Source organism: Luteolibacter sp. AS25, from assembly GCF_046736275.1.
In the GTDB taxonomy this organism is placed as follows: Bacteria; Verrucomicrobiota; Verrucomicrobiia; order Verrucomicrobiales; family Akkermansiaceae; genus Luteolibacter.
In genome coordinates this window covers 956363-982581 of sequence record NZ_CP151837.1, presented here as the reverse complement: position 1 = coordinate 982581, position 26219 = coordinate 956363, and the positions used below count along the sequence as shown (strand labels likewise).

Genomic DNA, 26219 nt, shown 5'->3' with positions numbered 1-26219 from the left:
AAGGCTGGTTTCGGTATAAAAAGAAATCGGCAGACAATCCGGGGGTGATGTCTGCCGACTTTGCATCCTTTCGGGGGATATGCGATCTGCTCGGGGGGGGCGAAACAGCTTCTATTCTTGGGGGGAGGTAGCGGCGCGAGCTCTTGAGGGGCTGTCCCTCGCGCCGATGATTCCAATATACAGACAGTGACGGGATTTTCTATCACGTATTCGCGTATTCTTGCTGAAAACCTGCAAATTGTGCAGGAAATCTACTCATTCATCGCAAAAAGTGCCGCATCCAGCGGAGACACCATGCCAGCAACTTTCGCAGATCGCCTCTTCTCCCAGCACAGCGATGGCCTCCTTGCCACATCGATCACAGGTCCTGCCTTCCAAGGAGTCCATGTTCGATTCTGACTTATCTTCGCTCATAAAAGCATTACGGATTCCGGATCAGTCCGCGGAGAAGATGATTTCTCCCTCGGGCCCCTTAGCCGCACCGGGACGGATCTTGTCACCGATGTCCTTGCTCGTCACATAGAGCATCAGGGAAATGAGAGCCAGCGCACATGCGGTCTGGATGATTTCCAGCGCCTTTGTCTGCACCGGACGTCCAGCGATCTTCTCCAGCACCGCAAGTGTAATATGACCACCATCCAGAACCGGGAACGGCAGCATATTCAGCACCGCAAGGTTCACATTGAAGAGCACCATGAAACCAATGATCCTTCTCCAGCCATCCTCGGTCTGTAGTAGAGAGTAGAGCATTTGGCCGATCCCGACAGGACCGCTGAGGTGATCCACCCCGATGCTTGAGCCAGGATCTGCTACGCTCGTGATTGTCACCCACATCATCTTCAGGCTGTCGTAAACCTGCTTGAAGGGATTCGGATGTACAATGCGCACATCCACATCGCCGGATTGCTCCCACAGCACGCCGATCTTCGGGCTGATCCCCTCAGGCTGCAACGGAGCCTCCGGTGTCAGCTCCACCTCGATCTCATTACCGGACGGTTTCTTCACACCGATCATCACCGTCTTGAATTCCTTCGCCTCCATGTATTGGGCTAGCTGGATGTCACTGAAAAGCCTCTGTCCGTCCACGGAAATGATGATATCGCCAGCCTCCAGACCTGCCTTGTCCGCTGGACTATTTTTGTAAACATCACCCACCAGCGCAGGTCCGGCCGGTGCAAGTCCTACCTGCCTCAGGCCGCCACGCTGCCACCAGCGGCTATCCGCTTGGTCAAATCCACTCGTCAGCTTCAGCGGCTGCTCCACACCCTCGCGCTTCACGGTGAAGACGATCTTATCCCCGCTGCTCAGCACGATGCTCTCCGTGATACTCTCCAGCGTCCCCGCAAAGCCATTCACTGCCTTGCCATTGATTTCCAGAATCTCATCCCCGGGCTGGATTCCAGCCTTCTCCGCCGGGCTCTCCGCCAGCACGAAGCCTACCGTCGTGCTCGGCACGAAGTCCTTCGGCTTACCCACTCCCCACACCACCACGGCCGCGGCCAATGCCAGCAGGATCGAGAATAAAGGTCCCGCAAATGCCACGATGATCTTGTCCAGCGGAGTAATCGGCGCCAGCGCCTTGCGCTCATCCGCGTTTCCTCCCTCGATCGCTTCCATCGGCGCCATCTGCGGCAGCGCTACAAATCCACCCGCCGGGATCCAGCCCAAGCCGTATTGCACACCGCCTATCGTCTTCTTCCAGATCGGCTTTCCGAACCAGATTTGAAACTTATCGATCTGCAGCCCTCTCCATTTTCCCGCCAGGAAATGCCCCAGCTCGTGCACGAAAATGATGATATTGAAAAGCATCACGACAACAACGATCAGCAGCAGAATATTAAGAGCGGTATGGAGGAACGTCATGGACTATTGGTAGATGCCGGAAAGCTACCTCCCTCCGGAAATCCCGCAAGCATTTCCACTTTCCCGCGGAACCACCTTCCCATGAAACTCTTACTTGAGTTTTGCACGCTGAACTTTGAAGTTCGGTCCAGTGATCACCGGGCAAACAGAACTCTCCACCCTGCCCGAACTCTCGGCCAAGGAAATCCACGCCCTCGCCGCCGCCGGCTACCTAACCGCCGCCGACCTCCTCGATCATTTCCCCAAGCGCTACGAAGACCGCCGCCAGTTCGATCAATTCCCAAACCAGCCCACCGGCAAGCCCGTCTGCCTCACCGGCGGCGTTATTGATGCCACCACCAAGGGCTTCGGGAAAACCCGATTCTACGAGGCCGTCATCATGGATGGCTCCGGCGGCATCTTCGGCTCGGGGAAGATCACCTGCCGCTGGTTCAACATGCCCTACATCTCCAAGGTCATCGCCGCCGGACACCAGGTCATCGCCTACGGGAAAGTAAAGGAACAGGCCGGCCGCCTCATCATCGATCACCCGGAAATCGAAGTCATCCGCGAGGATGAGGAGGATACGGAAACGATCCACCTTAGCCGCATCGTCCCAATCTACAAAAACATCTCCGGAATCAATCAACGCCGCCTCCGTGAAATCACCCACCTCCTCGTCGGTAGCATCGGTCAGGCGGATTACTTTCCCTTCCCCGTCACGGAAAACGACCGCCGCGCTGACCTCTCGGAAACACATTTCCCTACCTCACTCGAGGCCGCGAAAACCGCCCGCCGCCGCTTCGCCCTGGAGGATTACTTTACCCTCCAGCTGAACGTCGTCTGGCAGCGCCAGGTGCACCTCTCGCACAATGGACGCGTCCTCGGGAAGAAAACCAGTCTCCTCACCGCCTTCTACCACTCTCTACCCTTCGATTTCACCGGCGCGCAAAAGCGCTCAATCCGGGAAATCATAGTGGACATGCGCCTCCCCCGCCCCATGAACCGCCTTCTCCAGGGCGATGTCGGAGCGGGAAAAACCTTCGTAGCCATGGCCTCCATGCTCCTCGCCATCGATTCCGGTGCGGATGCCGCACTCATGGCCCCCACCCAGATCCTCGCGGAGCAGCACTACCTCACTTTCCGGAAATGGCTGGAGCCCTTGGGCGTGAAGCTAGTCCTCCGCACCGCCGCCCGCCGCGAGCAATCCCTGGAGACCTCCGGCCCCACCATCTTCATCGGCACCCACTCCCTGCTTTACGATTCCGAACTCTTCTCGGATCTCGGCTTTGTCGTCATCGATGAGCAGCACAAATTCGGCGTCGTCCAGCGCGCGAAACTCATCGATCAAGGCACCCTCCCGGATGTCCTCGTCATGACGGCCACCCCTATCCCCCGCACCCTTACCATGACGATCTATGGCGATCTCGACGTTTCCATCCTCGATGAGAAACCCGCCGGCCGCGGAAAAATCATCACCGCCCTCCGCAGCAAGCCGAAGCAAAAAGACATCACCGACTTCGTCAAAGCACAGCTCAAGGAAGGCCGCCAGGCCTACCTCGTCTATCCCCTCGTGGAGGAATCTGAAAACCTCAAGGCAGAGTCAGCCATCACCGCACACGGGAAATGGCAGAAACGCCTCGGCGCGGAAAACGTCGGCCTCCTCCACGGAAAACTCCGCCCGGAGGAGAAAGAGGAAGTTATGTCGGATTTCCGCTCCGGGAAATTCAAGGCACTCGTCGCCACCTCCATCATCGAGGTCGGAGTCGATGTCCCGAACGCGAACCTTATGATCCTCCACAATGCGGAGCGCTTCGGGCTCGCACAGATCCACCAGCTCCGCGGACGCATCGGCCGGGGGGAGCATAAATCCTACTGCATCCTCCTCACAGCCTCCAAGACACCCGAAGCAATCGAGAAACTCACCGTCCTCGAGAACTCCGACGATGGCTTTGAGATCGCCGAGGCAGACCTCGCCCTCCGCGGCCCCGGCGATGTCCTCGGCACCGCCCAATCCGGCCTCTCGGACCTCCGTTTCGCAGAGTTCATCTCAGACACGCCACTCATCCGCGAGGCCCGAGTCCTGGCCGATCAGGTCTTTCAAGAGGACCCCACCCTCACCGGCACCCACGCCGCACTCCATCCCCTCATCACCCCCCACGAAGCCCTGCCAAAATCAATCACGTCCTAAAAAAGGAGTAGCGTCGCCCCATCCACAAGGAACGTCATCGTCCCGGCGCCGGATTAGAATCCGGAACCCATCACCCCCGCAAAATCCATAACCCCACCTCACTTCCCACCCGGCAGATAGACCGTAAACACGGTCCCCTTCTCCACACCGCTCACCACTTCCACCCGGCCGCCGTGGTTCTCCACCGCCGCCTTCACGATCGCTAGTCCCAGGCCGCTATGCCCGTCCGCACCGCGCGCGGCATCCGTCCGGTAAAATCTTTCGAAGAGATGCGGCACATGCTTCGGATCTATCCCCGGCCCGTCATCCCTCACGCTCAGGGCAATTTCCTCCCCCGCCGTCAGCCGCACATCGATCATGCTCCCATCGGGCGTATGATGAATCGCATTGGAGATCAGGTTCATCACGATCATTTCCAATGCCTGCCTGTCTCCATAGAAATCGACCTCATCCACCGTCACCGTTAGCGCGTTGCCTCCGTCCATCGCCATCCCCCGTAGCTCCTTGCAGCTGTTTCTTACGATGGATCCCAGCTCGCATTTCTCCCGCTGTGACATCTCCGCGGAGTCCTGCCGTGCCAGCGCAAGAAGGGAGCCCAGCAGCTCCCGCATCCGCTCGCTCATCCGCCGGCACGTGTTCAGTATTTCGTTATACTCTTCCGGCTCCCGCTTCATTTTCAAACCGCGGTGGGTCTCGTTCAGTATCACCGCCACCGGCGTCCGTAGCTCATGGGAAGCATCCGCGATGAACTGCTTCTGCTGCCGGATCATGCTCTCCAGTTGGTCGAAGGTTCCGTTCAGCACCTCGCTCAGCGCCGCCAGCTCATCGTCCGTCCCCGGTGGTTTGACCCTATCGGAAAGGTCACCATTCGCGATCCTTGCCGCCGTCTCTGTGATCGCGCCGATCGGCTTGATCGCACGCCCCGCAAGCCACCAGCCGCCCGCCAGCCCCAGCAGCCACAATCCCGTTCCACTAGCGGAAAGCAAAAGGCCCAGCCGCTGGAAATTCGTCTGCTCGCGGCTGATATCCACCCCGCTCAACGTCAGAAAGCCGAAGGGCGTCTGATGGGGAAACAGCAGATGGCTCCCTATTTCCAGAATCCTTGATTCACCTGGCAAAGCCGCCTCCCTCGCCGCCAGTTCCGGCCTCATTTCACCGATGTCTTGCGGAGCGTTTTTTGAAACAAACAGCGGCTTTCCATCCTTGTCCCATACCGCGAAATACGGGTCATATTCATCCACCACTCCCAGCGCTCCCGTGATCTCCGGTGGCGCCCCTGGCATGGATGCCAGATCCATCAGCCTTTTGTGAATCTCCTCGTCATCCAGCGGCATCCGGATCTCCTCCTCATTCCCATCGAAGACAATCAACCGCAGCAATGTCCTGTCGAAGTCCTTCAGCTCCCTCCTCATGCTCTGCATCCGCTCTTCCGTCACGATCCGGAACGCCAGAAGGCACAGCGCGGTGATCACCACCAGCAGGATCAGCGCATGCCACAACTGCAGGCTCCAGCGGAGCGATTTGAAAGGGAGTCTCATGAATTATTGGGGGATAAGGTAGCCGTGCCCGCGCCGTGTCACAATCAGATCCGGTCCCAGCTTTTTACGCACGTTCGATACATGCACATCCAGTAGATTGGAAATTGAATCGTCCTCGGAGTCGAACAAGTGCTCGTAGAGCTCGGACCTTGTCACCACCCGCCCGCGCTTCAGAGCCAGATACTCCACCAGCGCATACTCCCGCGCCGTCACCTGCACCACCATCCCGTGCCGGCTGATGTAGCGCTTCGCGAAATCAATTTCCACCCCCTCGATCTCGATCACCCGGGAGGCCTCACCGCTCGCCCGCCGTATCAGCGCGCGCAGCCTCGCCAGCAGTTCCTCCAGATCGAAGGGCTTCACCAGGTAATCATCCGCCCCGCCGTCCAGCCCGCGGATCCGGTCATCCACCGCATCCCGTGCCGTCAGCATCAGCACCGGCGTTTTCTTCAGCTTCCGCAGCTCCGCCAGCAGATCCCATCCGTCCATCACCGGCAGCATCCCGTCCAGGACGATGCAGTCATAGTCGCACTCCTTCGCCAGATACAGCCCCTCGCCGCCATCGGCTGCCGTATCCACGGCATAGTTTTCCTCCCGCAGGCTCGCCGCAAGGCTCCTCAACAGGTCCGGATTATCTTCCACGATCAGGATTTTCATAAAATATCAGCTCTACTATTCATGTCTCAATGCATCGATCGGGTCCAGCGCCGCAGCCCTCCGCGCCGGCATAAAGCCGAACAATATGCCCACCGCCCCGGAAAATACGAACGCGATCAGGTTGATCTTCATATCGAAGATAAACGGCACCTCGATCACCTTGGAAAGCACCACACAGAGTAGAAACGCCAGTCCCAGCCCCACCATTCCTCCGATGCATGCCAGCGTGATCGCCTCCACCAGGAACTGCAGCAGCACCTCCCGCGCACGCGCTCCCACCGCCAGCCGTATCCCGATCTCCCGCGTCCGCTCCGTCACCGATACCAGCATGATATTCATGATGCCGATGCCGCCCACCAGCAGGCTCACCCCCGCCACCGCGCCCAGCAAAGTCGTCATCACCCGTGTGGAAGAGCTCACTGCCTCCGCGATCTGCCGGGTATCGATCACTGTGAAATTATCATCCTCATTGGCTTGCAGGTTCCGCCGCTCCCGCATCATCAGCCCTATCTCGTTGATGATCTCATCCGTATCCGCATCGTCCTCCGCGGAGATCAGGATTGTGGAAATATCCTGCGCGGAAGTCTTCCCCACCAGCCTCCTCTGCAGCGTCGTCAGCGGCACCACGATTGTATCGTCCTGGTCCCGTCCCTGCCCGGATTGCCCCTTGGCCTTCATCACGCCGATCACCTCGCAGGAGGAAGTCCCCAGCCGGATCTTTGCCCCGAGCGCGTCATCCGTCCCGAAAAGCTCCTTCTTCACCGTCGCCCCCAGCACACACACCGCCTTGCCGGAGAGCAGATCCGCCGCCTCGAAGAAACGCCCGCTATCCAGGCTCCATTTCCCGATCTCGAAATACTCGGGTGTCGTACCGGTAATCTCGGTGGACCGCGCCGCCTGCAGATAGATCGTGCTTAGATTGGTCGAGCTCGTTGGCGCCACATTCGCCAGCCCGCCGATCTGCTCGGAGACGGCCACCGCATCCTTCTCGCTGAAGTTCGGCACCCCCGCGGAGTTTGATCTCGGGCCGAACCCCTGCCCCGGCCGCAGCACCAGCAGATTGCTCCCTAGGTTCGCGATCTGATCCTTCACCGCAGTCGTCGCCCCCTGCCCCAGCGTCACCATCGTGATCACCGCAGCCACCCCGATGATGATCCCCAGCACCGTTAGAAAGGCGCGCATCAGATTCCTGCGGATCTCCCGCAGCGCGATTAAAAAAGCATTCCAGAACATAAGATCAGGCGTTTGTTTTGTCGGATTCTATCAGGCCGTCCTTCACCCGGATCACCCGCTTCGCGTAGGCCGCTATGTCATCCTCGTGCGTCACCATCACGATCGTGATTCCTGAGTCCCTGTTTAAATTCACCATCAGCTTCATGATCTCATCACTCGTCGTCGTATCCAGATTCCCCGTCGGCTCATCGGCAAAAAGCGTGCTCGGCTTCGTCACCAGTGCCCGGGCGATCGCCACCCGCTGTTGCTGCCCGCCGGAGAGCTCCGCCGGCGTGTTCCGTATCTTGTCCCCCATCCCCACGGATGCCAGCGCCTCCTCGGACATCTCTTTGCGCACCTTGGAGGAAAGCCCCCGGTAAAGCAGCGGCAGCTCCACATTTTCCTTCGCGGAAGTCCGCGCCAGTAGGTTGAACCCCTGGAAAACAAAGCCCAGCGCATACCGCCGCAGCAGAGACCGCTCATCCGCGGAAAGCCCACCCACCTCGATATCCTCGTAGTGGTAGCTCCCACCCGTCGGCACATCCAGGCAGCCCAGCAGATTCATCAGCGTGGACTTCCCGGAGCCACTCGGCCCCATGATCGCCACGAATTCCCCTTCGGAAATGCTCAGATCCACCCCCTTCAGCGCCTGGAACTCAGCATCCCCGCGCCCGTAGGTCTTGGTGATCCCATTCAGCTCGATCAATGCACCCGCACTCATGATTTCTTCACCGTCTTGCGGATGATTACCTCCATTCCCTCCTCCACTTCCGGGCCCATCACCTCCGTGTAGCGCCCGTCCGTCAGCCCGGTCCGCACGCGGATCATCTTTGGCTCGCCGCCTTCCATAATCCAGATCGACTTCGGCGCACTACCGCCATCCTTCTTCCCGCCGCCTTCGCCTGCGCCCGGCCCGCCTTTTCCGCCTTTTCCACCGGGAGGTCCTCCACCCTCGCCACGTCCACCGCCGCCAGCTGCTTGCCCGCCGCCATTGCCACCCGCAGCTGCACCCGCGCCGCTGTTTTTACTCCCACCCCTCGGCGGCCGTGAGCTCAGACTCTCCAGGAAACTCTGCTTGGTCTCGGACTTCTCCTCCGCCACCGCACTCTCCGGGTTGAACCGCAGCGCCGCATTCGAGACCAGCAAAACATTTTCGCTCTCCGCCACTTGGATATCCGCCGTCGCCGTCATCCCGGGCCTCAGGCTCAAGTCATCGTTCTCCACCTCCAGCTCCGCCTCATACGTCACCACATTGTCCGTGATTACCGAGGCAAAGGAAACCTTCCGCACCGTCGCCTCATACGTCCGGTCCGGCCACGCATCCACCGTGAAGCTCGCACTCTGCCCCTCTTCCATCCGGCCGATATCCGCCTCGGCCACCGCCACCTCCAGCTTCATCCGCGTCAGCGTCTCCGCCACGATGAACAGCTCCGGCGCGGAAAACTGTGCCGCCACCGTCTGCCCCGGCTCCACCGTCCGGGAGAGCACGATCCCATTGATCGGGGACTTGATCTCGGATTTATCCAGATCGCTTTCAAATACCTTTACCTCCGCCGTCGCCTTCTTCACCACCGCCTCTGCGGATTCCAGATCAGCCACGGCCCGGTCACGCGACGCCACCGCCGTATCCAGATCCGCCTGGGAAGGAGTCTTCCCGTTGCTGATCTTATGCAGCTGCTGCAAACGGCTCAGGGAAGATTCGCTCTCCGCCAGCGTCGCCGCCGCCTGATTCACACTAGCCTTCGCCACCAGCACGGAAGCCCGCAGGCTATCCGTCTGCTGCTCCAGCTTCGTAGTATCCAGAGTCGCCACCACCTGGCCCTCCTCCACGGTGTCATTGTAGTCCGCCAGCACCTTGTCCATCGTCCCGGAAATCTCACTGCCCACGCTCACCTCGTTCGTCGGCTCCAGATTGCCCGTCGCCGTCACCGTCAGGGAAACCTCCCCGCGCTCCAGCTTCTCGGTAACATACCCAGGCCCCACCTTGTCGCCAGCCGCCTGATATTTCCTCAGGGCAAACACCCCGCCACCCAGCAGTAGAAGCAGCAGGATGATATAGATCCCCTTCCTCTTCTTGGAGGTCCGGCCCGCACGGATCTTTTCAGCAAGATCCCCCTTGTTTTGTTTCGCTATCATATATGGAAAAAGAATTACAGTCATCGCCATCACCTCCGCCTACCGCTGCCAGCCACCACCCAGCGCCTTGTAAAGACCCACGAACGAGCTGGACCTATCCGCCTTCACCGTTACCGATTGATCCTCCAGGGAAAGCAGCGCCTGCTGCGTCGTCAGCACCGTCGTGATATCCACCACACCCGCCTCATACCTCTGCCGCGCCAGCTCCTCCGCCGTCCGCGCCGCCACCAGCGCCCGCTCCGTGATCACCGCCCGCTCCTCGTTTTTCCGGCACGCCATCAGCGCATCCTCCACCTCGGAGAGTGCAGTTAGCACCGTCTTCTTGTAGGCCTGCAGCGCCTGCTCCTCCTGCTCGCTCTGGATCTCGATCTGGCTGCGGATTTGCCCCGCATCGAAGATCGGCGCCGTCAGCCCCGCGATCACACTCGCCGCCGCCTGCTCCGGATTAAAGATTTTCGAGGAAGAAAGCGCATCCACCCCCAGGCTCCCGTTCAGACTCAGCGATGGCATACGCGCCGCCTCCGCCGCATCCGTCCGGTAAACCGCCGCCAGCCAATCGTAGCCCGCCCCCCGCACATCCGGCCGCTGCCTCAGCGTATCCGCCGGGATCCCCACTGCCAGCTTCCGCGGCGGCTCAGGCAGCCTCCCGCTCCTACTCGACAGCACCCCGTCCAGCGCACCCGGCACCTTCCCGGAAAGCAAAGCAAGCGAGTTCTTCGCACTCGAGATCGCCTGCTCCAGCGGCGGCACATTCGAGCGCAGCTGCTCCAGATTACTCTTCGTCTGCTCCGCATCCAGCGCATCGATCTGACCCGCCTCCTCACGCCAGGAAGCCAACTGATACGTCTCCTCGAAATTCTTCACATTTTCCCGCACCACCGCCAGCCGCGCCTCCGCCGTCCGCAGATCCAGATACGCCAGCGCCACCTCGGAAGCCAGCGATGCCTGCACCGCACTCAGCGTCTCCTCCGCACTGTATTCATCCGCACCCGCCGCCGCCACAGCTGCCCGCTGCTTGCCGAAGAGATCCACCTCCCACGAAGCATCCAGCCCCGCCGAATAAGACTCCGTGCTATTCTGAACAGTCGTATCAAACCCTCCGCTGCTCACCTCACTCTTGCTCCGCCCGGCCCCCGCGGAGAAATCCCCCGTTAGACTCGGGAACAACCCACTCCTCTCGGAAATCCGGCGCGCCCGCGCCTCCCGCACCACCGATACCGCCGATTTCAAGTCCGGGCTCTGCGCCCTTGCCCCGCGGATCAACTCCGTCAGCACCGGATCATTGAACTCCCCCCACCACCTCCGTAAATCAACCGAAGCCGCCGCATGCCGGAAACCCACCCCTTGATGCCAGGAGGCCGGCAGCACGATCGAATCCATGGAATTCCCGTGCCGCCCCACCACCTGGCACCCGGTCAAAGCCGCAGTTACCACGGTCAACGCCATGAACTTATCGGTAGGGAATGCGGGCAGAAAACTAGAGCAGATACGCTTCATTACCCCGCACCCTGCCACACCCAACCTTAAGTTCCCGTGAAGCCCCAATCAAACCCAACCACAAAGCCCCGAGCAACAAAACCACCGCCCCCACCAATCACTCCCCACCTCCCAATCATCCCAAATCCTTATCCGGCGCCGAAACGACGCCGCTCCTTGTCTCCAAAGCCACCGCCCAAGGAGCGGCTGCGTTCCGCTGCCGGATAAGCCCCAGCCACAAAACCCACGCCCCTCCTGTTTCCCCACAGCCGCCTACTTCTTGCGGCGCAGGAAGCCAAGCATACCCAGCGCGCCGTATCAGGCCGGAGGGCTCGGGGATAGCCGCAGTGCCAACTACGCTGGCATCGTAGCCACTGATCAAATAGACCTCATATTCCCCATCCACGAAGATCTCGCTAATTGCGGATATTGTTCCGAACGTTCCGCCGGTGTAGGTGATAACATTACCGTCCACAGCATTCTGATTGCTCTGCATCCCATACCAGATGATTCCGCCGCCATTCTCTGCGCTGAAGTTATTATTCGAATAGAATTCCCTGCTCGTAAAACCTGAAATGGCGAGGCTCCCGGTGGCTGACCAATCCGCGGGATTCCCGCCACTCGTGAACCCTGTATATCTTGCCGCAGGGACCTATCCTACCGCGATTCCAATTCCAAAAATCGAAGCTAAGTTAACTCCGGCCGCATTCGTTATCTCCCACTGTAGTTCCGGAAGGGTGATGCTCAGCGCTGTGCCACCCCCTCCGCTGAAGTCCACATACACTGCAGCATATGCGGCTGTGGTGAGGCTGTATAAAGTAGCTAGCGAAAGGGCGGATAGGGATAACATCTTCATAATCAAGTATCTGGTGTAGCAGATCGGAAGCTGGTTACCCGGCCTGCAGTTGAAGACCTCCCCAAGCGCCGAAGCTTGCATAACGCCTGATATTCAACCAATCAATACCAATCGGCCCGCGCGGGGATCCATGTGGCCCGTCTCCGGCATTCGCCCCACCCTTTCCCGCAGAGGTTATTTCTCCACGATTTTATAAACAGGGCCGGTGAGATCCGTGATGTAGAGCTCCCCGCTGGCATCTTCCCCGAAGGAGGAGATGAGACTGATACGCCCGCCATCCGGCTGCAGTGCTTTCGTGTGATCCTGGAAATCTGTGCTCTTCCCGCCTTTCTCCCGCAGGCTCCAGATGCGTGGATTCTGGTAGTCCGCAAAGATGTATCTCCCTTTCAGATCCGGCACGGCGCTGCCGCGGTAGACGTAGCCGCCGGTGACGGAGAGCCCCTGGGTCCCCCCGCTGCCGTGCGCGTAGACGTAGATGGGGGCGTGGTAGTTTTCAGGGATTTTCCCGCCAATCTCCTTGCCCTTGCGGCCCGGGGTTTTGATATCCCCCTCACGAAGCCTCCAGCCGAAGTTCAGCCCGCCGGTCTTGTTCCCTTTTACGACGTTGATTTCCTCCCAGGCGTTCTGACCCACATCGCCGATCCAGAAATCCCCTGTCTCCGCATCGAAAGAGCAGCGCCATGGATTCCGCAGGCCGAAGGCGTGTATCTCCGGCAGGGCGCCATCAACTCCGGCAAAGGCATTTCCCTCAGCAGGCTTGTAGCCTTCTTTCCCAGTCACATCCAGGCGCAGCAGCTTGCCAAGGGGTGAGCCGAGGTCCTGTGAAAGATTTTTCGGATCGTTCGCGGAGCCGCCATCCCCCGTGGCGACGTAGAGAAGGCCATCCGGGCCGAAGTCCAGCCAACCGCCATTGTGGTTCGCGTAGGGCTGATCATATTGGAAAATGGTCTCGCCGCTGTCCGGATCCGTGGTTTTCCCATCCTCCGTGACAAAGCGGACGATCTGCGTCTCCCCGCCCTTCTCATTATAATTCACATAGTAGCGGCCGCTCTCCGCGAAGTCCGGCGCAAAGGCGAGGCCCAGCAGGCCCTGCTCATTCCCCTTCCGCTCCACTTTCGGGACGATCTTCAGGAAAGGCTCCTCCGCTTTCTTCCCCGTCTTCAGATCCACGATCCAGACAGTGCCAGCCTGCTCCATGACCCAGATCTTCCCTTTCACGGAATCCGGCGCGCCCACCCACACGGGGCGCTCAAAACCATCCGCAACCAGCTCTGTGCCCACACCCGCCTGGGCGATGGAGTTGAACAAAAGACCCGAGACTAGCGTGAGAGCAAATTTCATAATCGCCCAATCTATCCGCAAACCCGGATCGTGCAACCGAATGACGAAACGTATGTTTCCATGACCATTCCCGGCCTCCACTCCGTCACCACTGTTTTCTCCCCGGGGAACTTGGATCTGAAAGCCCAAGGCCGGGTCGACCCGCCTTGGGCTCACCCGGGGAGAAAGGCAGCTATCCACTGCGATGGTTCCTAGCGGCAGGAGATATTCGGTCCCAAGCCGCTATGCATAAGCATGATACGCTAATTCGTGCGGTATTCTATCAGTCTCCATTCCAAGATCGATATAGGCCTATTAGAGAAAAAACTTCTTAGCGAGCTTTCCGATCAAAGCGGCGGTATCGAGCACCTCGCGTGAGCGCTCATCCGCCCGGCAATAGATGCCGAAGGTATAAGCCTCAGGCAGTAGAAACTCGAATGTCCGCACTGATTCCAGATTCCCGTTCAAATCGGTCAACCGCGCCATGGCATCGCCGGGGCCAAGAAAGATGCCCAGCCCTGCCTCAGCCGCCTCCGCCGCCTCCGCCTCGGTATCGAAGAAGACGGTGTTCGCCCCCTGCGTGCCGTAGGCATACTCGCACCACTGCTCCAGAAAGCAGCGAAAACCGCGGGCAGCGTGGGTATTCGGGATCAGCAATGTGGTCCGCAAGACGGCGGGAAAATTGAATTGCTCCGAATCAAACGCGTAGAAGCTGGGATTCCAGGCGAGAGTAATGCCCCGCTCCTTGCGGATCACCGCCTCCTGGATCCCGGCAGTCATGCCCTCCTGGAGAAATCTGGTGGCGATCACCAGATCCGTCCGGCCGCTTTCCAGATCATCCGTCCAGTTTTCCCCCGCACGTCCCATGGCGATGGATTTATCCTCGGTGACGTGCTCCTGCTCGACCAATTTCGCAAGCTCCAGCGAGTAGAATGAACCGTCCAGCCCCAGCGAGACCTTCTTGTCCAGCCGCCGTGCCTGGTGTTTCAGCTCATCCTTGAAGGCAGAGTATGCATCGCAAACTTCCTTCGTACGCGTCAGGAAAACATCTCCCTCCGGGGTTAGCACGGTGCCCCGCGCCTTCCGCTCCAGGAGCACAAGCCCCACGGCCTGCTCGAGATTTGTGATGGTGAGGCTCACCGCTGGCTGGGAGAGACCCATCCGGCGTCCGGTCTCGGAAAAGTTCCCGCTTTCCGCCAGATCACGGAAAACCATAAGGCTATTCAAATCAACGTCCATGGGACTCCTTTCTGGCGGTTCGGCCGAGCATTTGTTTCAAATCATTATACGGGTGATGTTTCCGTAGCAGGACGGAAAATTCATAACAGGGCCACGCATCCCCCACATCACTGCCCAGCGGGCTGATGAGATCCGCGCAAAAAACAATGGCCTCATTCCCCAGATCACGGATGCTCCGCTTCCGGAAGGTCTCGCCGCCCTCCGCGCCCGCATCCCGGAATTTCCGCAGGATCTCCTCTGCCTGACCGGGATCCCCCTCCACCTTGATGAACCAGTTTTCCTTCAGATCGGCAGGCTTCTCCGGCAAGGGTCGGGTTCCGTTGCTGTGGATTTTCCAGCCAACCTCGCCAAGATCCACCCGGTCCAGCCGCTCGGTAACCCCCAGGCCGATGCCGAAATACAGATCGCACTCATTGGCCAGCAGGCATTTCAACGCCCGCTCCGGCTCCACCTTGATGTAGCAGGAGCGGAAGATCTTGGAAACTTCCAGCCCGGAGAGGTAATCCGTAAAGAGCCCCTCGCGGAAAAAGCCACCTGCCGCACCGAACCTTAGCACCCTCCCCGCCTGGTGCAACTGGCGCACGGATTCCTCCATTTTCCGGAGGCTCCGTGCCAGCGGACCGAGCTGAGAGAAGAGCCCGCGACCGAAGACCGTGGCCTCGATGCGATCAGGATCATCCACCACCAGAAGATCCCGACCGACGATTTTCCTGAATCCCTCGTAGATCCTCTTCACGTTCGCTCCGCTCATTTGCAGCTCAATAGCCGCGTTTGCGAAACTACCCTCCCTGACGACCGCACTGAAAACCTCGAGGTGGCGCAGGGATATCCCCGCCAGATCGTCGTTTTTGTTAAAATCAGTAAACATCTGCTACCACATTCGGTGGAAAGACCTCCCAGGCAAGCGGTATTATGGACACTGGCAATTTCCTGCAGCCGGTAGGCCGCATGCTAACGGCTGACGGCATATGCCTCGAAGATGACTGCCGGGGCAATCAGGCACAGGCTGGTGAGAAAGCTAACCATCTCCGGATCGAACTTCCGCCGTGTACGGTTAAGAATTTGCAACAACGCCGCGCCGGTGAGGATGGCATAGAAGAACGGTCGGGTGAGTTGTGACTCATTCTGCACGGCGAAAACCAACGCCACCGCCCCGAGCAAAGTGGCCGGCAGGCTGATCGAGAGTTCATTGGCGGCGGAAAGATTCACATCGCCGGATTTCGCGGCATTCGCCCAGAGCTCGGTGGCAGCGGAGGCCAGCAGACAGAGCACGGTGAAACAGATGAACTCCCGGGAAAAGACCATCTGCTGAACCCCGAGGGTCGGCAGGTAGGTATGGGCTGCCATCGCTGTGCCATATGCCACACAGACTCCGCCCATGGCGTGCTTCGAGTAAGAGATTTCGTTTTCCTCCTTGGTAATAAACAAGGACAGAGCGAAGTAGCCAATGACCAGCACCCCGCCTACGAGGAGGTAGAAATATACGGAGAGAGGGAAATTCAGCACGGTGAGGATCAGCGCGCTGATAGCTGTACCCACGGCTATCCTGACCAAGGCTTTCTTATGCCGCAGCGGAGTGGACTCCGTATCCCCGTTCATCGCGGCTTCCAGCAGCTTCGCCGTAATGCGCAGGCACCAGGCAATAAGTCCCAGCGCCACGTATGATTCCCACGGGAGGTAATTCACCCGCCACGTCTTCGCGAAAAGGAACAGCCACACCACTGCAACCAGCGGGGCGTCCAGGCCTAGGATATTTAAATAAAGCCACCATGGCTTTCGTTCTCTTTCCACAGCAAAGCTTTCCTACACACCTGACAGAAACGCAAGTGCTGACTGGTGTGTTTTCTACATCATCTGCCGGACTATCGGCGGGATCGGCGCACCGATAGCCTCCGCCACCGCCCGCAGGAGCACCAACTCCCCATCATCCACTTTCCCATCCTCCACTACCACAAGGCCGCACAGCCTGAGGATCTGCTGCTTCACCAGCGGGGTGGATGCGTCCATTTCATATAGCGCTTTGGAAACTTCCCCGAGATTTACCTCCACCTGCACGAGATCCCTGCCGACGTGCTCGCGGTATTCCACCGCCGCTTGCTTCAGGGAATCCGCGCCACCGCCCAGTGCAGCAAGGGTATGCAGCACATGGCTGATCTCTTTCTCCAGGGAAGAAAGACTCCGGTGCCTCATGTTCGGCACGGCTTTGAGCCCCAGGCCGATCTCCACATGACGCTCGATAACTTTCTGCAGCATGAACTCGAAGAGGTTCACCTCACCATCCGCCTCAATCAGGGACTTGCTGGCCCTGGCGAAATCCCGTGCCTCATCGCGGCTCATTTTCCGCAACCAGGAAAGGGAAAGATCCACCAGCGCGAGTTTCTTAGCCGCGGTGTAGTCCTTCAGATCCTCGCTCCAGGTGAGGATGCTGCCGATAGATTGTGCCTCTACTCCTTCTTCAAAAAGTATTCTTTCCGCCACCTCCCGCGAATCCGCATCCGCCGCGACGAGCAGGCCGAGCAGCAGCACCTTCGCCTCCTCGCGGGAAAACGAGGTCACCTTCCCTGCGCGCAATTCCTCCCGGATCCGGGTGCCCACACGGCTATCCATACCATCGCTATCTCCCAGATCCGCCAGCCGATCCTGCACAGGTTCCGCGGAAATATCCGCAGCGGTTGATCCAGAGAAACCGGAGAAGCCGGCCATTTCCTCGCGCGTGATCGGATCAGCTTTCCCCTCCAACATGGTTCCTTTCCAGTTCGGATCGATGGCCAGGATCCTTTTCGAGAGCGGCGGGTGTGTGGCCATCATGGCGCTAAACCCGCTGCCGGCGAAGAACATGTGCCGGGCCTCCATGGCCTTGGGTGATGAAATTTTCCCATGCTCCGCAAAGCCGCCGATCTTTTTCAGCGCGCCGGAAATCCCCTCCGGATTCCTCGTGAATTGCACCGCGGAGGCATCCGCCAGATACTCCCGCTGTCTGGATATGGCCGCCTGCAAAAGCCGCGCGAACAGAACGCCGACGGAGCCGACCAACCAAACTCCGAGACCCGCGAGCACGATGGCGATCACCACACCGTTCCCCTTGGAATCCTTCGATCCACGCATGAAACGGAATGACTCAAGCAGCATGCGACCGAGCATGGAGAGCATCACCAGCCCGAATATCCAGCCCATCAGCCGCATGTTGAGTTTCATATCGCCATTGAGAATATGGCTGAACTCATGCGCGACGACGCCCTGCAACTCCTCCCGCGTGAGTCTCTCCAGCGTGCCGCGGGTGACGCCGATCACCGCATTCGCCGGATCCGTCCCGGCAGCAAAGGCATTGATACCCCTTTCCTGATCCATGATCCAGACCTCGGGCACCGGCAGTCCGGAGGCGATTGCCATTTCTTCGACGATATTCAGGAGGCGTCGCTCCGGCAGATCCGTGGTCGTGGGTTCTACCTGCCGCCCTCCAAGGCTGCTGGCCACCACCTTCCCACCACCGGAAAGCTGCGCGAGCTTAAACCAGCTGCCCAGCATGATGACACCGCCAACGATGCCACTGGTCCCGGCGGCCACACCGGGATCCCACCAACCAGTCTTCAGCTGACCACCATTGAAATTCTGAATATCCCCCCCGGTCTGTAGAAACAGTTGAGCCAGAATATACATAACCGCGATCACGCCGATCACGGATAGAATGAACCACCAAACCAGCAAGCGGCTGGATTTCCTGGCCCGCTCCTGTGCCTCGAAGAAGTTCATCGGCTATTGGGATGGATAGGCGGTTTCCTAGAACTGGACCTTCGGTGCCTCGCGTTGGGCAGGGTCCTCGATCTCGAACGGAGAAGCCTCGCTAAAGCCAAACATACCGGCGACGATATTGTTCGGGAAAACCTCGCGCTTGTTGTTAAAAGCGAGCACGGAATCGTTATAGGCCTGCCTGGAGAAGGCGACTTTGTTTTCCGTGGAAGTCAGCTCCTCACTGAGCTGCATCATATTCTGGTTCGCCTTCAGATCCGGATAAGCCTCCGCAACGGCGAAGAGGCGGCCGAGCACACCGCCGAGACCTGCCTCGGCCTGGCCAAGCTTGGCCATCGAGCCGGGATCGCCGGGATTCGCTGACTCGCGGGCACCCGCCGCCACATTCCGGGCGGCGATGACAGCCTCTAGAGTCTCCCGCTCATGGCTCATGTAGCCCTTGGCCGTTTCGACCAGATTCGGGATCAGATCGTTTCTGCGCTTTAACTGCACATCAATCTGCGAAAACGCGTTCTTATACATGTTCCGCAGCTTCACCAGGCCGTTGTAAACGCCCATGGCAAACATACCGATCACGGCAATGAGACCGATCAAAACGATCAGCACAATCAATCCAGCACTTAAAGAAGTCATGACCTTTATCTAATCCACCTTCAGCGTTTATGCCACATAAATGATCAGGCGTCAGATATCTGGGAATCTCAGCAATTATGATTGGGAACCTCACGAGTATCCAACATTCGGAAAAATCGCGAACCATCCAGACACAAAAAAACCGCGCCTTTCGGAGCGGTTTTCCTGAGATTCTTTGTAAACCAAGATTAACGCTTGGAGAACTGGAAGCGGGCACGAGCACCTGGCTGACCTGGCTTCTTACGTTCTTTCATACGTGGGTCACGTGTAAGGAACCCTTCCGGCTTGATGAGCTTACGATTTTCCGGATCGAACTGAGTAAGCGAGCGGGAGATCGCATGGCGAATCGCTATCGCTTGCGCATGCTTGCCGCCACCTTTGACGATTACATTTACATCGAACTTGTTTACCATGTTCACAACCTGGAAAGGAGCGATGACGGAGTTCTGAAGGTCAATGGTAGGAAGGTAGTCTTCGAACGAAAGTCCGTTGATGGTGACTTGACCGGAACCTTCTTTCACCCATACGCGGGCGACTGCGGTTTTGCGGCGACCTGTTGCGCTTTGTGTGGCGGTAGCTGGCATAATAATAAATTAGGAAATAAGTAATTAGCGGACTTCGTGAACCTTCGGGTTCTGAGCTTCGTGCGGGTGCTCTTCGCTAGCGTAAACCTTGAGCTTACCGAACTGGGCGCGACCGAGACGAGTCTTAGGGATCATTCCCCAGACAGCGCGCTCTACAAGAAGAATAGGACGACGGAGACGAAGCTTCTGCGGAGTCTCCACTTTCTTACCACCTACATAACCTGAGAAACGTGTGTAGATCTTGTCAGTCTCTTTGGTTCCGGAAAGAACGCATTGGTCAGCATTGATCACGACAACGAAATCACCGGTGTCTACGTGGCTTGTGAAAGTTGGCTTGTTTTTGCCACGGAGCAAACGAGCGGCTTCCACGGCGATTTGGCCGAGGACTTTACCTTTCGCATCGATCACATACCAATCGCGTTCGACTTCGTGGGGCTTGGCGGAAAATGTCTTCATCTCAGTATTAGGAAACCTTCGTGGAAACATAGCGGTGCAAGTGCTCCTACCCGAAGGGGCGCGGAACTTAGGCATCACACAGTGAAGTGTCAACCGGTAAATTAGCAAAGAATTTTCCGTATCCGCTATAAAGGTGCATTACCCTAATTTCCTATCGAATGGTCAATTCGGCTCACGATGTGCTAAGTGCAGCCTCCCCACTATTTACCCAGGGACCCATCTAACCGAACTCGCAATATTTCAGGCATTACCACCGCAAACGTGATCACTCGGACAATTTTTGTATGGTCCACGAGACGATCATCACCTAGCCTTTCACCCACGCGATACTCCCAGAGCCCCATCTGAAGTCAGAAAACGAGAACCAAATGCCAGGAATTCAGCAAACTCAGCTCAATGCTTCAACTCAAGATGAAGCTTACGGTTTCATGCCTTCCGAAGATCTGGAGAATAAATTTCAAACGCCGGGCTCCGCACTTGAATCCAATCGATCGGAACTAGTCACCAGCAGGAAAAAAAGCAAGATACTGATCGTCCAGGGCGATTGGGAAGCGGGACTTGGTTTGCTAGCACAAGACCTCGAAGACGAAGGCCACCAAGTGGGGAAAGTCATTTTTTGCGCATCCGACTACATCTACAAGTTTTTCGGCATACGGACCCACGTTTACCGGGACAAGATCGATAATTTCCAAGCATGGGTAACTGAACTGATCAAAAATGAAGGTTACGATACCGTTTTCCTCTACAATCATTATCGCCCTTACAATCAGATTGTCTGGGATCTTTCCGAGAAGATGACTCTGGAATGCTGGGTTTTTGAGCTTGGACTGATCCGTCCCAACTGTGTGATGGTTTTTGAGAAGAATAGCTTCCCCTTAACCACTATTGCCGAAAAGTGGGATAAAATTCTGAAAGGTGCCGCCGCCCCGGAAAAACACATAACCCCTCCCGAACTCTGCCGCGTCAGCACACCGGTGAAACTTGTAAATTTTGGAGCAAACTTCGTATTCAGCAGGCTCACATCCCCACTTTTTCCAAACTTTATCGATCAACGGGACATGCATCTAGGAAAGCATGTGAAACATGGCCTGATCCATCTCTGGCGCTTCTTTCAGCGCGCGGGCGATGAGGAATACGACACCTATTTCGCAACCGAACTCTCGGGTAAATACTACGCTGTCCCACTCCAGGTCCATAGCGACACCCAAATACTTCAGAACTCGACTTTCGAATCCATTGAGGAATTTGTCGCCACTGTCGTCGAGTCTTTCGAAAAACACGCTCCAAAAGACACCAAACTTGTCTTTAAAGTTCACCCGATGGATCGGGGCTATAAGGACTATGCAGACCTGATCGACGGCCTGAACCACCGCATCGGAGAAGAGAGGTTATTCTATGTCGACCGTGTCCACCTTCCAACACTTCTTGAAAATGCCCGGGGCTTGGTCAACATCAACAGTTCTGTTGGAATCTCCGCCCTGATCCACGGAAATCCCGTAATAGCCCTAGGCAATGCCGTCTATGACCTTCCAGAACTCACATTCCAAGGTGACTTAGACGATTTCTGGACTCAAGCACCGACACCGCAAAAGAGACTGGTCAATCATTTCCTGAACCTTCTTCTCGAAACCTGTCAAGGCCGAGGAACTCTTTCCCAACGCTGCTTCGATGTGCCCGGTCGAACACGAATCCGCTGGCCAATCGCGTTCTCTAATTCGTTTTTCAACCGTCCTTGAATAACGTTACAAGTGTCCCCATGCCCCGACCACTTAGAGGAATGACACCAGGCCACATTAGTGCCAGAGGAGAAGCTTGATGAATAGGGAATCGATCATAGAATGCGCCCGTCGCACAGATTGCTCGGATAAAACTCCCCATGAGTCTGTGCAGACGAATAAAACCGAGAAATCCTTGAGTCACAATTATCCAGTTACGAGTGCCGCAGCACCACCGACGGGAACTCTAAGCTAGACCTGCCTGGTGATTGGGGACAGATTAAATACCACATAAGTTCACTGATGAAATTGACTATAGTCCTATTAAAGCCGAATATTGAAATATCCAATTCCGACAGACAAGCCATAACCAAACGCTTTCAGAACAATATTTACTTTTTATCTTATTCCAATGACTCGGGAATCATTGCCGACGAGAAGCTTCAGACATTAACAGACAGACTTGCAGGTTATAATGACCCACTACAAATCGTCTTAACTGGCTTCACCCAAGAAGAACAAATCTCCCAGCAGGCTCTCTTTTTCTTCGCAAGCCAGAAAGTTTCAGACATTGTAAGACTTGAATATTTCAGGGGAAATCCTGTTTTCATTCCCCATCGTCCCTTAAGTGGAAAACAGAGCGACGGTTTGTTTGTTTTTCCGGGCCCGATTATCCCTATTTCTATGGGTTCTCACCAGCGGGCATTCCAAATGATCAGCACCCTCCTTCGTGAAGGTAAACATCTAGACCTTCTTATCACCGCTTCTAGCCCAAACCACTTTAACGATGTTCGAAGCATACTTCTGCAGATCTCGCCGAACGTTCATTTCTACCGAAATCGTAAGCCACAACTCAGAAAGGCCCAAGCATGGAGAAGGAAAGCTGAAAGCGGAGTCCGAATACTAATGAAAAAAACGGCTCCAGCGCCCGCTCTCTTTTCGGAGCGGCTGCAACAGGCAGGCACCTACGCAGGTCGTAAGTCTTTAGCGCGCCTGTTGCGGAATCATGCGTATAAATTTGTCCTCGTAAACTACGCTTGGCTTGACCGGATTTTGGAACACATCCCAGCTGAATTACGTTCCTCGACGACCTTCATTTGCGATAGCCACGATGTACAGTTTGTTAGAAACGATAGTGACAATAAGGACGAGTGGCGGTTCTTGCGCAATTCACGCAAAGAAAGAGATTCAGAATTAGCAGTTCTCTCAAAATATGACGCTGTATTGGCTATTTCAGAGAGCGACGAGAAGACACTGAAACAGCATCTTGGGCGGGAGAAAGTAATCGGAGTTCCGACTGGTTTTAATTATGCCCTTGATACCCCTCAAATGCCTGACCCGAATAGACCCATTTTCGGTTTCATTGGCCGAGCAATGGATGCAAATATCAAGTCGTTGGAGATTGTCTTGAAAGACTGGTGGCCGAAAATTATTACTGAGTGGCCTGACGCTGAACTTCGAATTGCGGGCAGCGTCTGCAAAACTGACTTCCTGAAACCGTTTTTTAATGATGACGCCAACATTATTAACGACGGCTTTGTGGCAAATCTACAAGCTTGGTATCGTTCTATCGATGTCATGCTAAACCCCGTTGCAGTGCAAGGAGGCGTTAATTTCAAATCGATCGAAACGATCATGAGTGGCCGTCTTCTCATGACCAATGAACTTGGACTAAAATGCTTGGGAGACGACAACTTGGCTGTTGCTGCGGAATCTGGATCCGAAATCGTGGGAATACTGAAAGAGAAACTTGGCGACACCGCGGCATACGTCCATGAACGCGCCAGAACACAGCAACTGGCGAAAACACTCTACGACGATACCGCAGCAGCGAGACAGCTTTTGGCCTTCCTCAATAGAAGCGAAAAAGTTGAGGGAACTGAAAAGACGACTTCCCCAACCAGTTTTCTAATCCAGTGTGGTGATAGCTTGGAAAATAGAACTCGTCTCCTCCCTTTAGCCAAAGAGTTAGCCGCCCTTGGACTTCATCCAATCGTTTTAGTTTACAGTCAAAAATTTGTTGCTCCATTCATTGCAGCTGGCGTCGATGCCGTAGCTCTTTACAAATTCACTCCGAGCAAAGCCGAACTCAGCAAAGCGGCAAGAAGGCTCGACGAGGAAATGGACGGGCTTTCAATTGAAGACCTCACCTATCTCGAACAGCAGCAAAATTATCGCAAATATGCGCCGGATCGACTTACCCAGACGCTCAGGGACCTCAAGAAATCGGTCTATCGAGTTACGTCTTTGGTCGATGAGATCAAACCAGACTGCATTATCGTTTGGAATGGTTATACAGGCTTTCCCGCAAACGTCCTTCGGGCAGTCGCACGTAAGAAGAACTTACCATCCTTTTATTTGGAACGCTCACTCTTCTCCGACGGCGTTTTCATTGATCCAGAAGGCACAAATGGCGCCAGTGGTCTCTCAAGACTCACTGCAGACGACCTCAGAAAAAATCTGAAAATTGAAGTGATCCGGAAGATTGAGGATACTTTACGGGAAATTCCTGAATCTGAGATTGCCGAACTCAGGCAATCCGGACCTTGGGCTGGGGCTAAGACAGTAATCTTCATACCGCTACAAGTTCAGAATGATAGCAATATTAAGCTCTATAGTCCAGAAGTAGCCAACATGACTGAATTGATCAATCAGGCATTCAAGATCTTCCACGGCCCGGACACAGCATTCGTAGTCCGTCCTCACCCGGAAGAAGTGAACACCAAAAAATTCATCAATCACAGAGGGTTTGCAGAGCGAGTGCCCAAGGATTTGGACCTTAGTGATGTCTATGACGTCTACATCGACTCAGGTGGGAACCTAGACACCTGGCTTGCTGCGGCTGACCTCGTTTGCACCATTAATTCCACTGTCGGACTAGAAGCGCTACTTCGAGGAAAAAAAACCTCTATTTTGGGCCAAGGAATATATTCCGGGAAAAATCTTTCGAACTTGAATGGAGTCGATGACGAAGGAATCGAAGCATTTTGGAAAACACTAGTCTCCAACCACACTAGCCTACCTGAACGTCCTATTCCATCATGCTTGGATAACATCATTCCGCAAAATCCAAGAGAAAGTAGAGAGGCTTTTCACAACTCGGAAAAAATTAACCCTTGGGAGTATCGAGATTTTTGGCAAAATCAGGGAGAAAAGCTTCGTCAAGTTGTCTCGGCGGCCGATAAGACGTTGACTGTGGTCATTCCCGAAATGACGAAACTGAAATTGAACTTAAGCTACAGAAAAGACAAAGAGGAGCTCACTGAAGAGTGGATAGAGAAACGATGTCGTGATCAATTTTCCATCAGCGTTGATACTGAACTTATTATCACAACTATACCTCCCGATAGCGGATACTACATTCTAGTTGGTAGCGAAAAGAATGAGACTCATTTAAATAAGCCCCTAATGCTAGTAGATCCATATATGTGGCCACTACCTATCTTTGCGAAATACGACTGAGAGAATGAAAACATTTGAGATAATACTGAATGATAACAGAGGAAGTAATACAATTGAAGCATATTTGGTCAACTCACTTCCAAAATACTATATCAAACCCGACCTAAACACCTTCGATTCCTAGACATTATTCGATACAATCTTACTTTGCCATGAAGAAACTAATTCTACATATCGGATTTCATAAAACAGGATCAACTACACTACAGAGTTTTTTTGCGAAGAATGAGAATGAGTTACGCAGGAGAGGATTATGGATCGCTAACGCAGGCAGGGAGAACAAAGCGCACCTGATCCACTCACACCTTTTTTGGGATCTCGTTGAGTCGGATCTGTTTGATTCAAAGAAAGGCGGACTGAATGAGTGTAAAGATGAACTAAATCACCTACCAAACCGGGCTAAACTAATGATCTCAACGGAAGGCTTTTCCCGATTGAAAAAACCTAAAGATTTACTATCATTGTTTGATGAAGCTGAGATACAAGTAATTGCGTTTAGGCGAAAGAAGTCTAGTCTTGCGTCTTCGCTATACATCGAGAGTCTCAAAGCAGGGTCGAATTCGACTTTCATTGAATTTCTCGATAAAGAGTCATTCTTGCTAGATCACGATCATATATGTGATTTATGGCGCAAAGAAAATATTGATTTTATAGATTTTGATATCGGTGATTTCTCTAGCAACAAAGCTCTAGTAACGACATTTTTGAACAGTATCGGTATCGACCACGATGGCTTTACTTTTAATGAGAAGCGACTTAATACTAGTGTGAGCGAATCGGAAGCCTTTGCGTTATTTCTGGCTAACAATCTACTGAGACACTCGAACCTCCGCCTTCCGACATCGGAGAAGCTAAGATTTTTGTCAAAAATAAGAAGTTCTCATACAGACCTCGCGAGAGACCAAAGACGATTTGATCTCACCGAATTAGAGGCCGCTGCGTTAAACACAAAACTTTCGAATCCATTTACCCCCGAAAAATTACGTAGCTCAAGAGAACTAGACTCTCTCCGGTATATTAAATATGTTACCTTGATGTCGGCTCGACATTTAGACGTCACTCCCGGAGAGCGAATGTTACGAATTTTACGAGAAAAGGCGCGGACCTTCACCAATCAGTCTCTCTAATTCTCAGTCTTGATCAGAGTTAAACAGT

22 protein-coding genes are annotated in these 26219 nt (G+C 55.5%); 5 read left to right on the top strand and 17 right to left on the bottom strand.

Annotated elements, in window-relative coordinates:
* Window positions 1–186: 186 nt before the first annotated feature.
* The gene (locus AAGA79_RS04580; protein ID WP_411827597.1) at window positions 187–399 is read left to right on the top strand and encodes a hypothetical protein; all 213 of its coding nucleotides are present in this window, start codon (window positions 187–189) and stop codon (window positions 397–399) included.
* A 36-nt stretch (window positions 400–435) separates the two neighbouring features.
* On the opposite strand, the gene rseP is transcribed toward AAGA79_RS04580, so the two are convergent.
* Window positions 436–1863, bottom strand: coding sequence for an RIP metalloprotease RseP (gene rseP, locus AAGA79_RS04575; protein ID WP_411827596.1), 1428 nt, complete (start codon window positions 1861–1863; stop codon window positions 436–438).
* 115 nt (window positions 1864–1978) lie between these two features.
* Between rseP and recG the strand changes: the two genes are divergently transcribed.
* Window positions 1979–4033, top strand: coding sequence for an ATP-dependent DNA helicase RecG (gene recG / locus AAGA79_RS04570; protein WP_411827595.1), 2055 nt, complete (start codon window positions 1979–1981; stop codon window positions 4031–4033).
* Window positions 4034–4131: 98 nt separating this feature from the next.
* Here the strand turns inward: recG and AAGA79_RS04565 are convergent, their stop codons facing one another.
* The 16 genes from AAGA79_RS04565 to rplM form a co-directional block, all read right to left on the bottom strand.
* Entirely contained in the window at window positions 4132–5571 is a 1440-nt protein-coding gene (locus tag AAGA79_RS04565) for an ATP-binding protein (protein WP_411827594.1), read from the bottom strand.
* A gap of 3 nt (window positions 5572–5574) precedes the next feature.
* On the bottom strand, window positions 5575–6228 hold the full coding sequence (locus tag AAGA79_RS04560) for a response regulator transcription factor (protein ID WP_411827593.1): 654 nt from the start codon (window positions 6226–6228) through the stop codon (window positions 5575–5577).
* A gap of 15 nt (window positions 6229–6243) precedes the next feature.
* Window positions 6244–7461 carry an ABC transporter permease gene (locus AAGA79_RS04555; RefSeq protein ID WP_411827592.1) on the bottom strand — a complete coding sequence of 406 codons (1218 nt, stop codon included), beginning with the start codon at window positions 7459–7461 and terminating at the stop codon, window positions 6244–6246.
* A 4-nt stretch (window positions 7462–7465) separates the two neighbouring features.
* Window positions 7466–8161, bottom strand: coding sequence for an ABC transporter ATP-binding protein (locus AAGA79_RS04550; RefSeq protein ID WP_411827591.1), 696 nt, complete (start codon window positions 8159–8161; stop codon window positions 7466–7468).
* Window positions 8158–9576 (bottom strand): efflux RND transporter periplasmic adaptor subunit, encoded by a 1419-nt coding sequence (locus AAGA79_RS04545; RefSeq protein WP_411827590.1) that lies wholly within the window; start codon window positions 9574–9576, stop codon window positions 8158–8160. The genes AAGA79_RS04550 and AAGA79_RS04545 overlap by 4 nt, the downstream gene beginning before the upstream one ends.
* 39 nt (window positions 9577–9615) lie before the next feature.
* Window positions 9616–11073, bottom strand: a complete 1458-nt coding sequence (locus AAGA79_RS04540; RefSeq protein ID WP_411827589.1) for an efflux transporter outer membrane subunit — start codon at window positions 11071–11073, stop codon at window positions 9616–9618.
* 115 nt (window positions 11074–11188) lie between these two features.
* On the bottom strand, window positions 11189–11548 hold the full coding sequence (locus AAGA79_RS04535) for a hypothetical protein (protein ID WP_411827588.1): 360 nt from the start codon (window positions 11546–11548) through the stop codon (window positions 11189–11191).
* A gap of 156 nt (window positions 11549–11704) precedes the next feature.
* Complete coding sequence (locus AAGA79_RS04530; protein WP_411827587.1) at window positions 11705–11908, bottom strand: hypothetical protein; 204 nt, start codon at window positions 11906–11908, stop codon at window positions 11705–11707.
* Window positions 11909–12082: 174 nt separating this feature from the next.
* Window positions 12083–13249, bottom strand: coding sequence for a PQQ-dependent sugar dehydrogenase (locus tag AAGA79_RS04525; protein ID WP_411827586.1), 1167 nt, complete (start codon window positions 13247–13249; stop codon window positions 12083–12085).
* Window positions 13250–13543: 294 nt separating this feature from the next.
* Complete coding sequence (locus tag AAGA79_RS04520; RefSeq protein WP_411827585.1) at window positions 13544–14467, bottom strand: LysR family transcriptional regulator; 924 nt, start codon at window positions 14465–14467, stop codon at window positions 13544–13546.
* Entirely contained in the window at window positions 14457–15335 is an 879-nt protein-coding gene (locus AAGA79_RS04515) for a LysR family transcriptional regulator (protein WP_411827584.1), read from the bottom strand. Before AAGA79_RS04515 ends, AAGA79_RS04520 begins: the two co-directional genes overlap by 11 nt.
* Before the next feature lie 83 nt (window positions 15336–15418).
* A complete protein-coding gene (locus AAGA79_RS04510) occupies window positions 15419–16258 on the bottom strand; it encodes a hypothetical protein (RefSeq protein WP_411827583.1) in 840 nt (279 codons plus the stop codon).
* A 54-nt stretch (window positions 16259–16312) separates the two neighbouring features.
* A complete protein-coding gene (locus tag AAGA79_RS04505) occupies window positions 16313–18217 on the bottom strand; it encodes a M48 family metallopeptidase (protein ID WP_411827582.1) in 1905 nt (634 codons plus the stop codon).
* Between the two features lie 27 nt (window positions 18218–18244).
* A complete protein-coding gene (locus AAGA79_RS04500) occupies window positions 18245–18847 on the bottom strand; it encodes a LemA family protein (RefSeq protein ID WP_411827581.1) in 603 nt (200 codons plus the stop codon).
* A gap of 188 nt (window positions 18848–19035) precedes the next feature.
* Window positions 19036–19431 carry a 30S ribosomal protein S9 gene (rpsI, locus tag AAGA79_RS04495; protein ID WP_411827580.1) on the bottom strand — a complete coding sequence of 132 codons (396 nt, stop codon included), beginning with the start codon at window positions 19429–19431 and terminating at the stop codon, window positions 19036–19038.
* 24 nt (window positions 19432–19455) lie between these two features.
* Window positions 19456–19887, bottom strand: coding sequence for a 50S ribosomal protein L13 (gene rplM / locus AAGA79_RS04490; protein ID WP_411827579.1), 432 nt, complete (start codon window positions 19885–19887; stop codon window positions 19456–19458).
* 428 nt (window positions 19888–20315) lie between these two features.
* On the opposite strand from rplM, the gene AAGA79_RS04485 reads away from it, so the two are divergent.
* The 3 genes from AAGA79_RS04485 to AAGA79_RS04475 all read left to right on the top strand — a co-directional run bounded on the left by AAGA79_RS04485 (window position 20316) and on the right by AAGA79_RS04475 (window position 26191).
* A complete protein-coding gene (locus AAGA79_RS04485) occupies window positions 20316–21623 on the top strand; it encodes a hypothetical protein (protein WP_411827578.1) in 1308 nt (435 codons plus the stop codon).
* Window positions 21624–21905: 282 nt separating this feature from the next.
* A complete protein-coding gene (locus AAGA79_RS04480) occupies window positions 21906–25064 on the top strand; it encodes a glycosyltransferase (protein ID WP_411827577.1) in 3159 nt (1052 codons plus the stop codon).
* Window positions 25065–25216: 152 nt separating this feature from the next.
* The gene (locus AAGA79_RS04475) at window positions 25217–26191 is read left to right on the top strand and encodes a hypothetical protein (RefSeq protein WP_411827576.1); all 975 of its coding nucleotides are present in this window, start codon (window positions 25217–25219) and stop codon (window positions 26189–26191) included.
* Window positions 26192–26219: the final 28 nt, after the last annotated feature.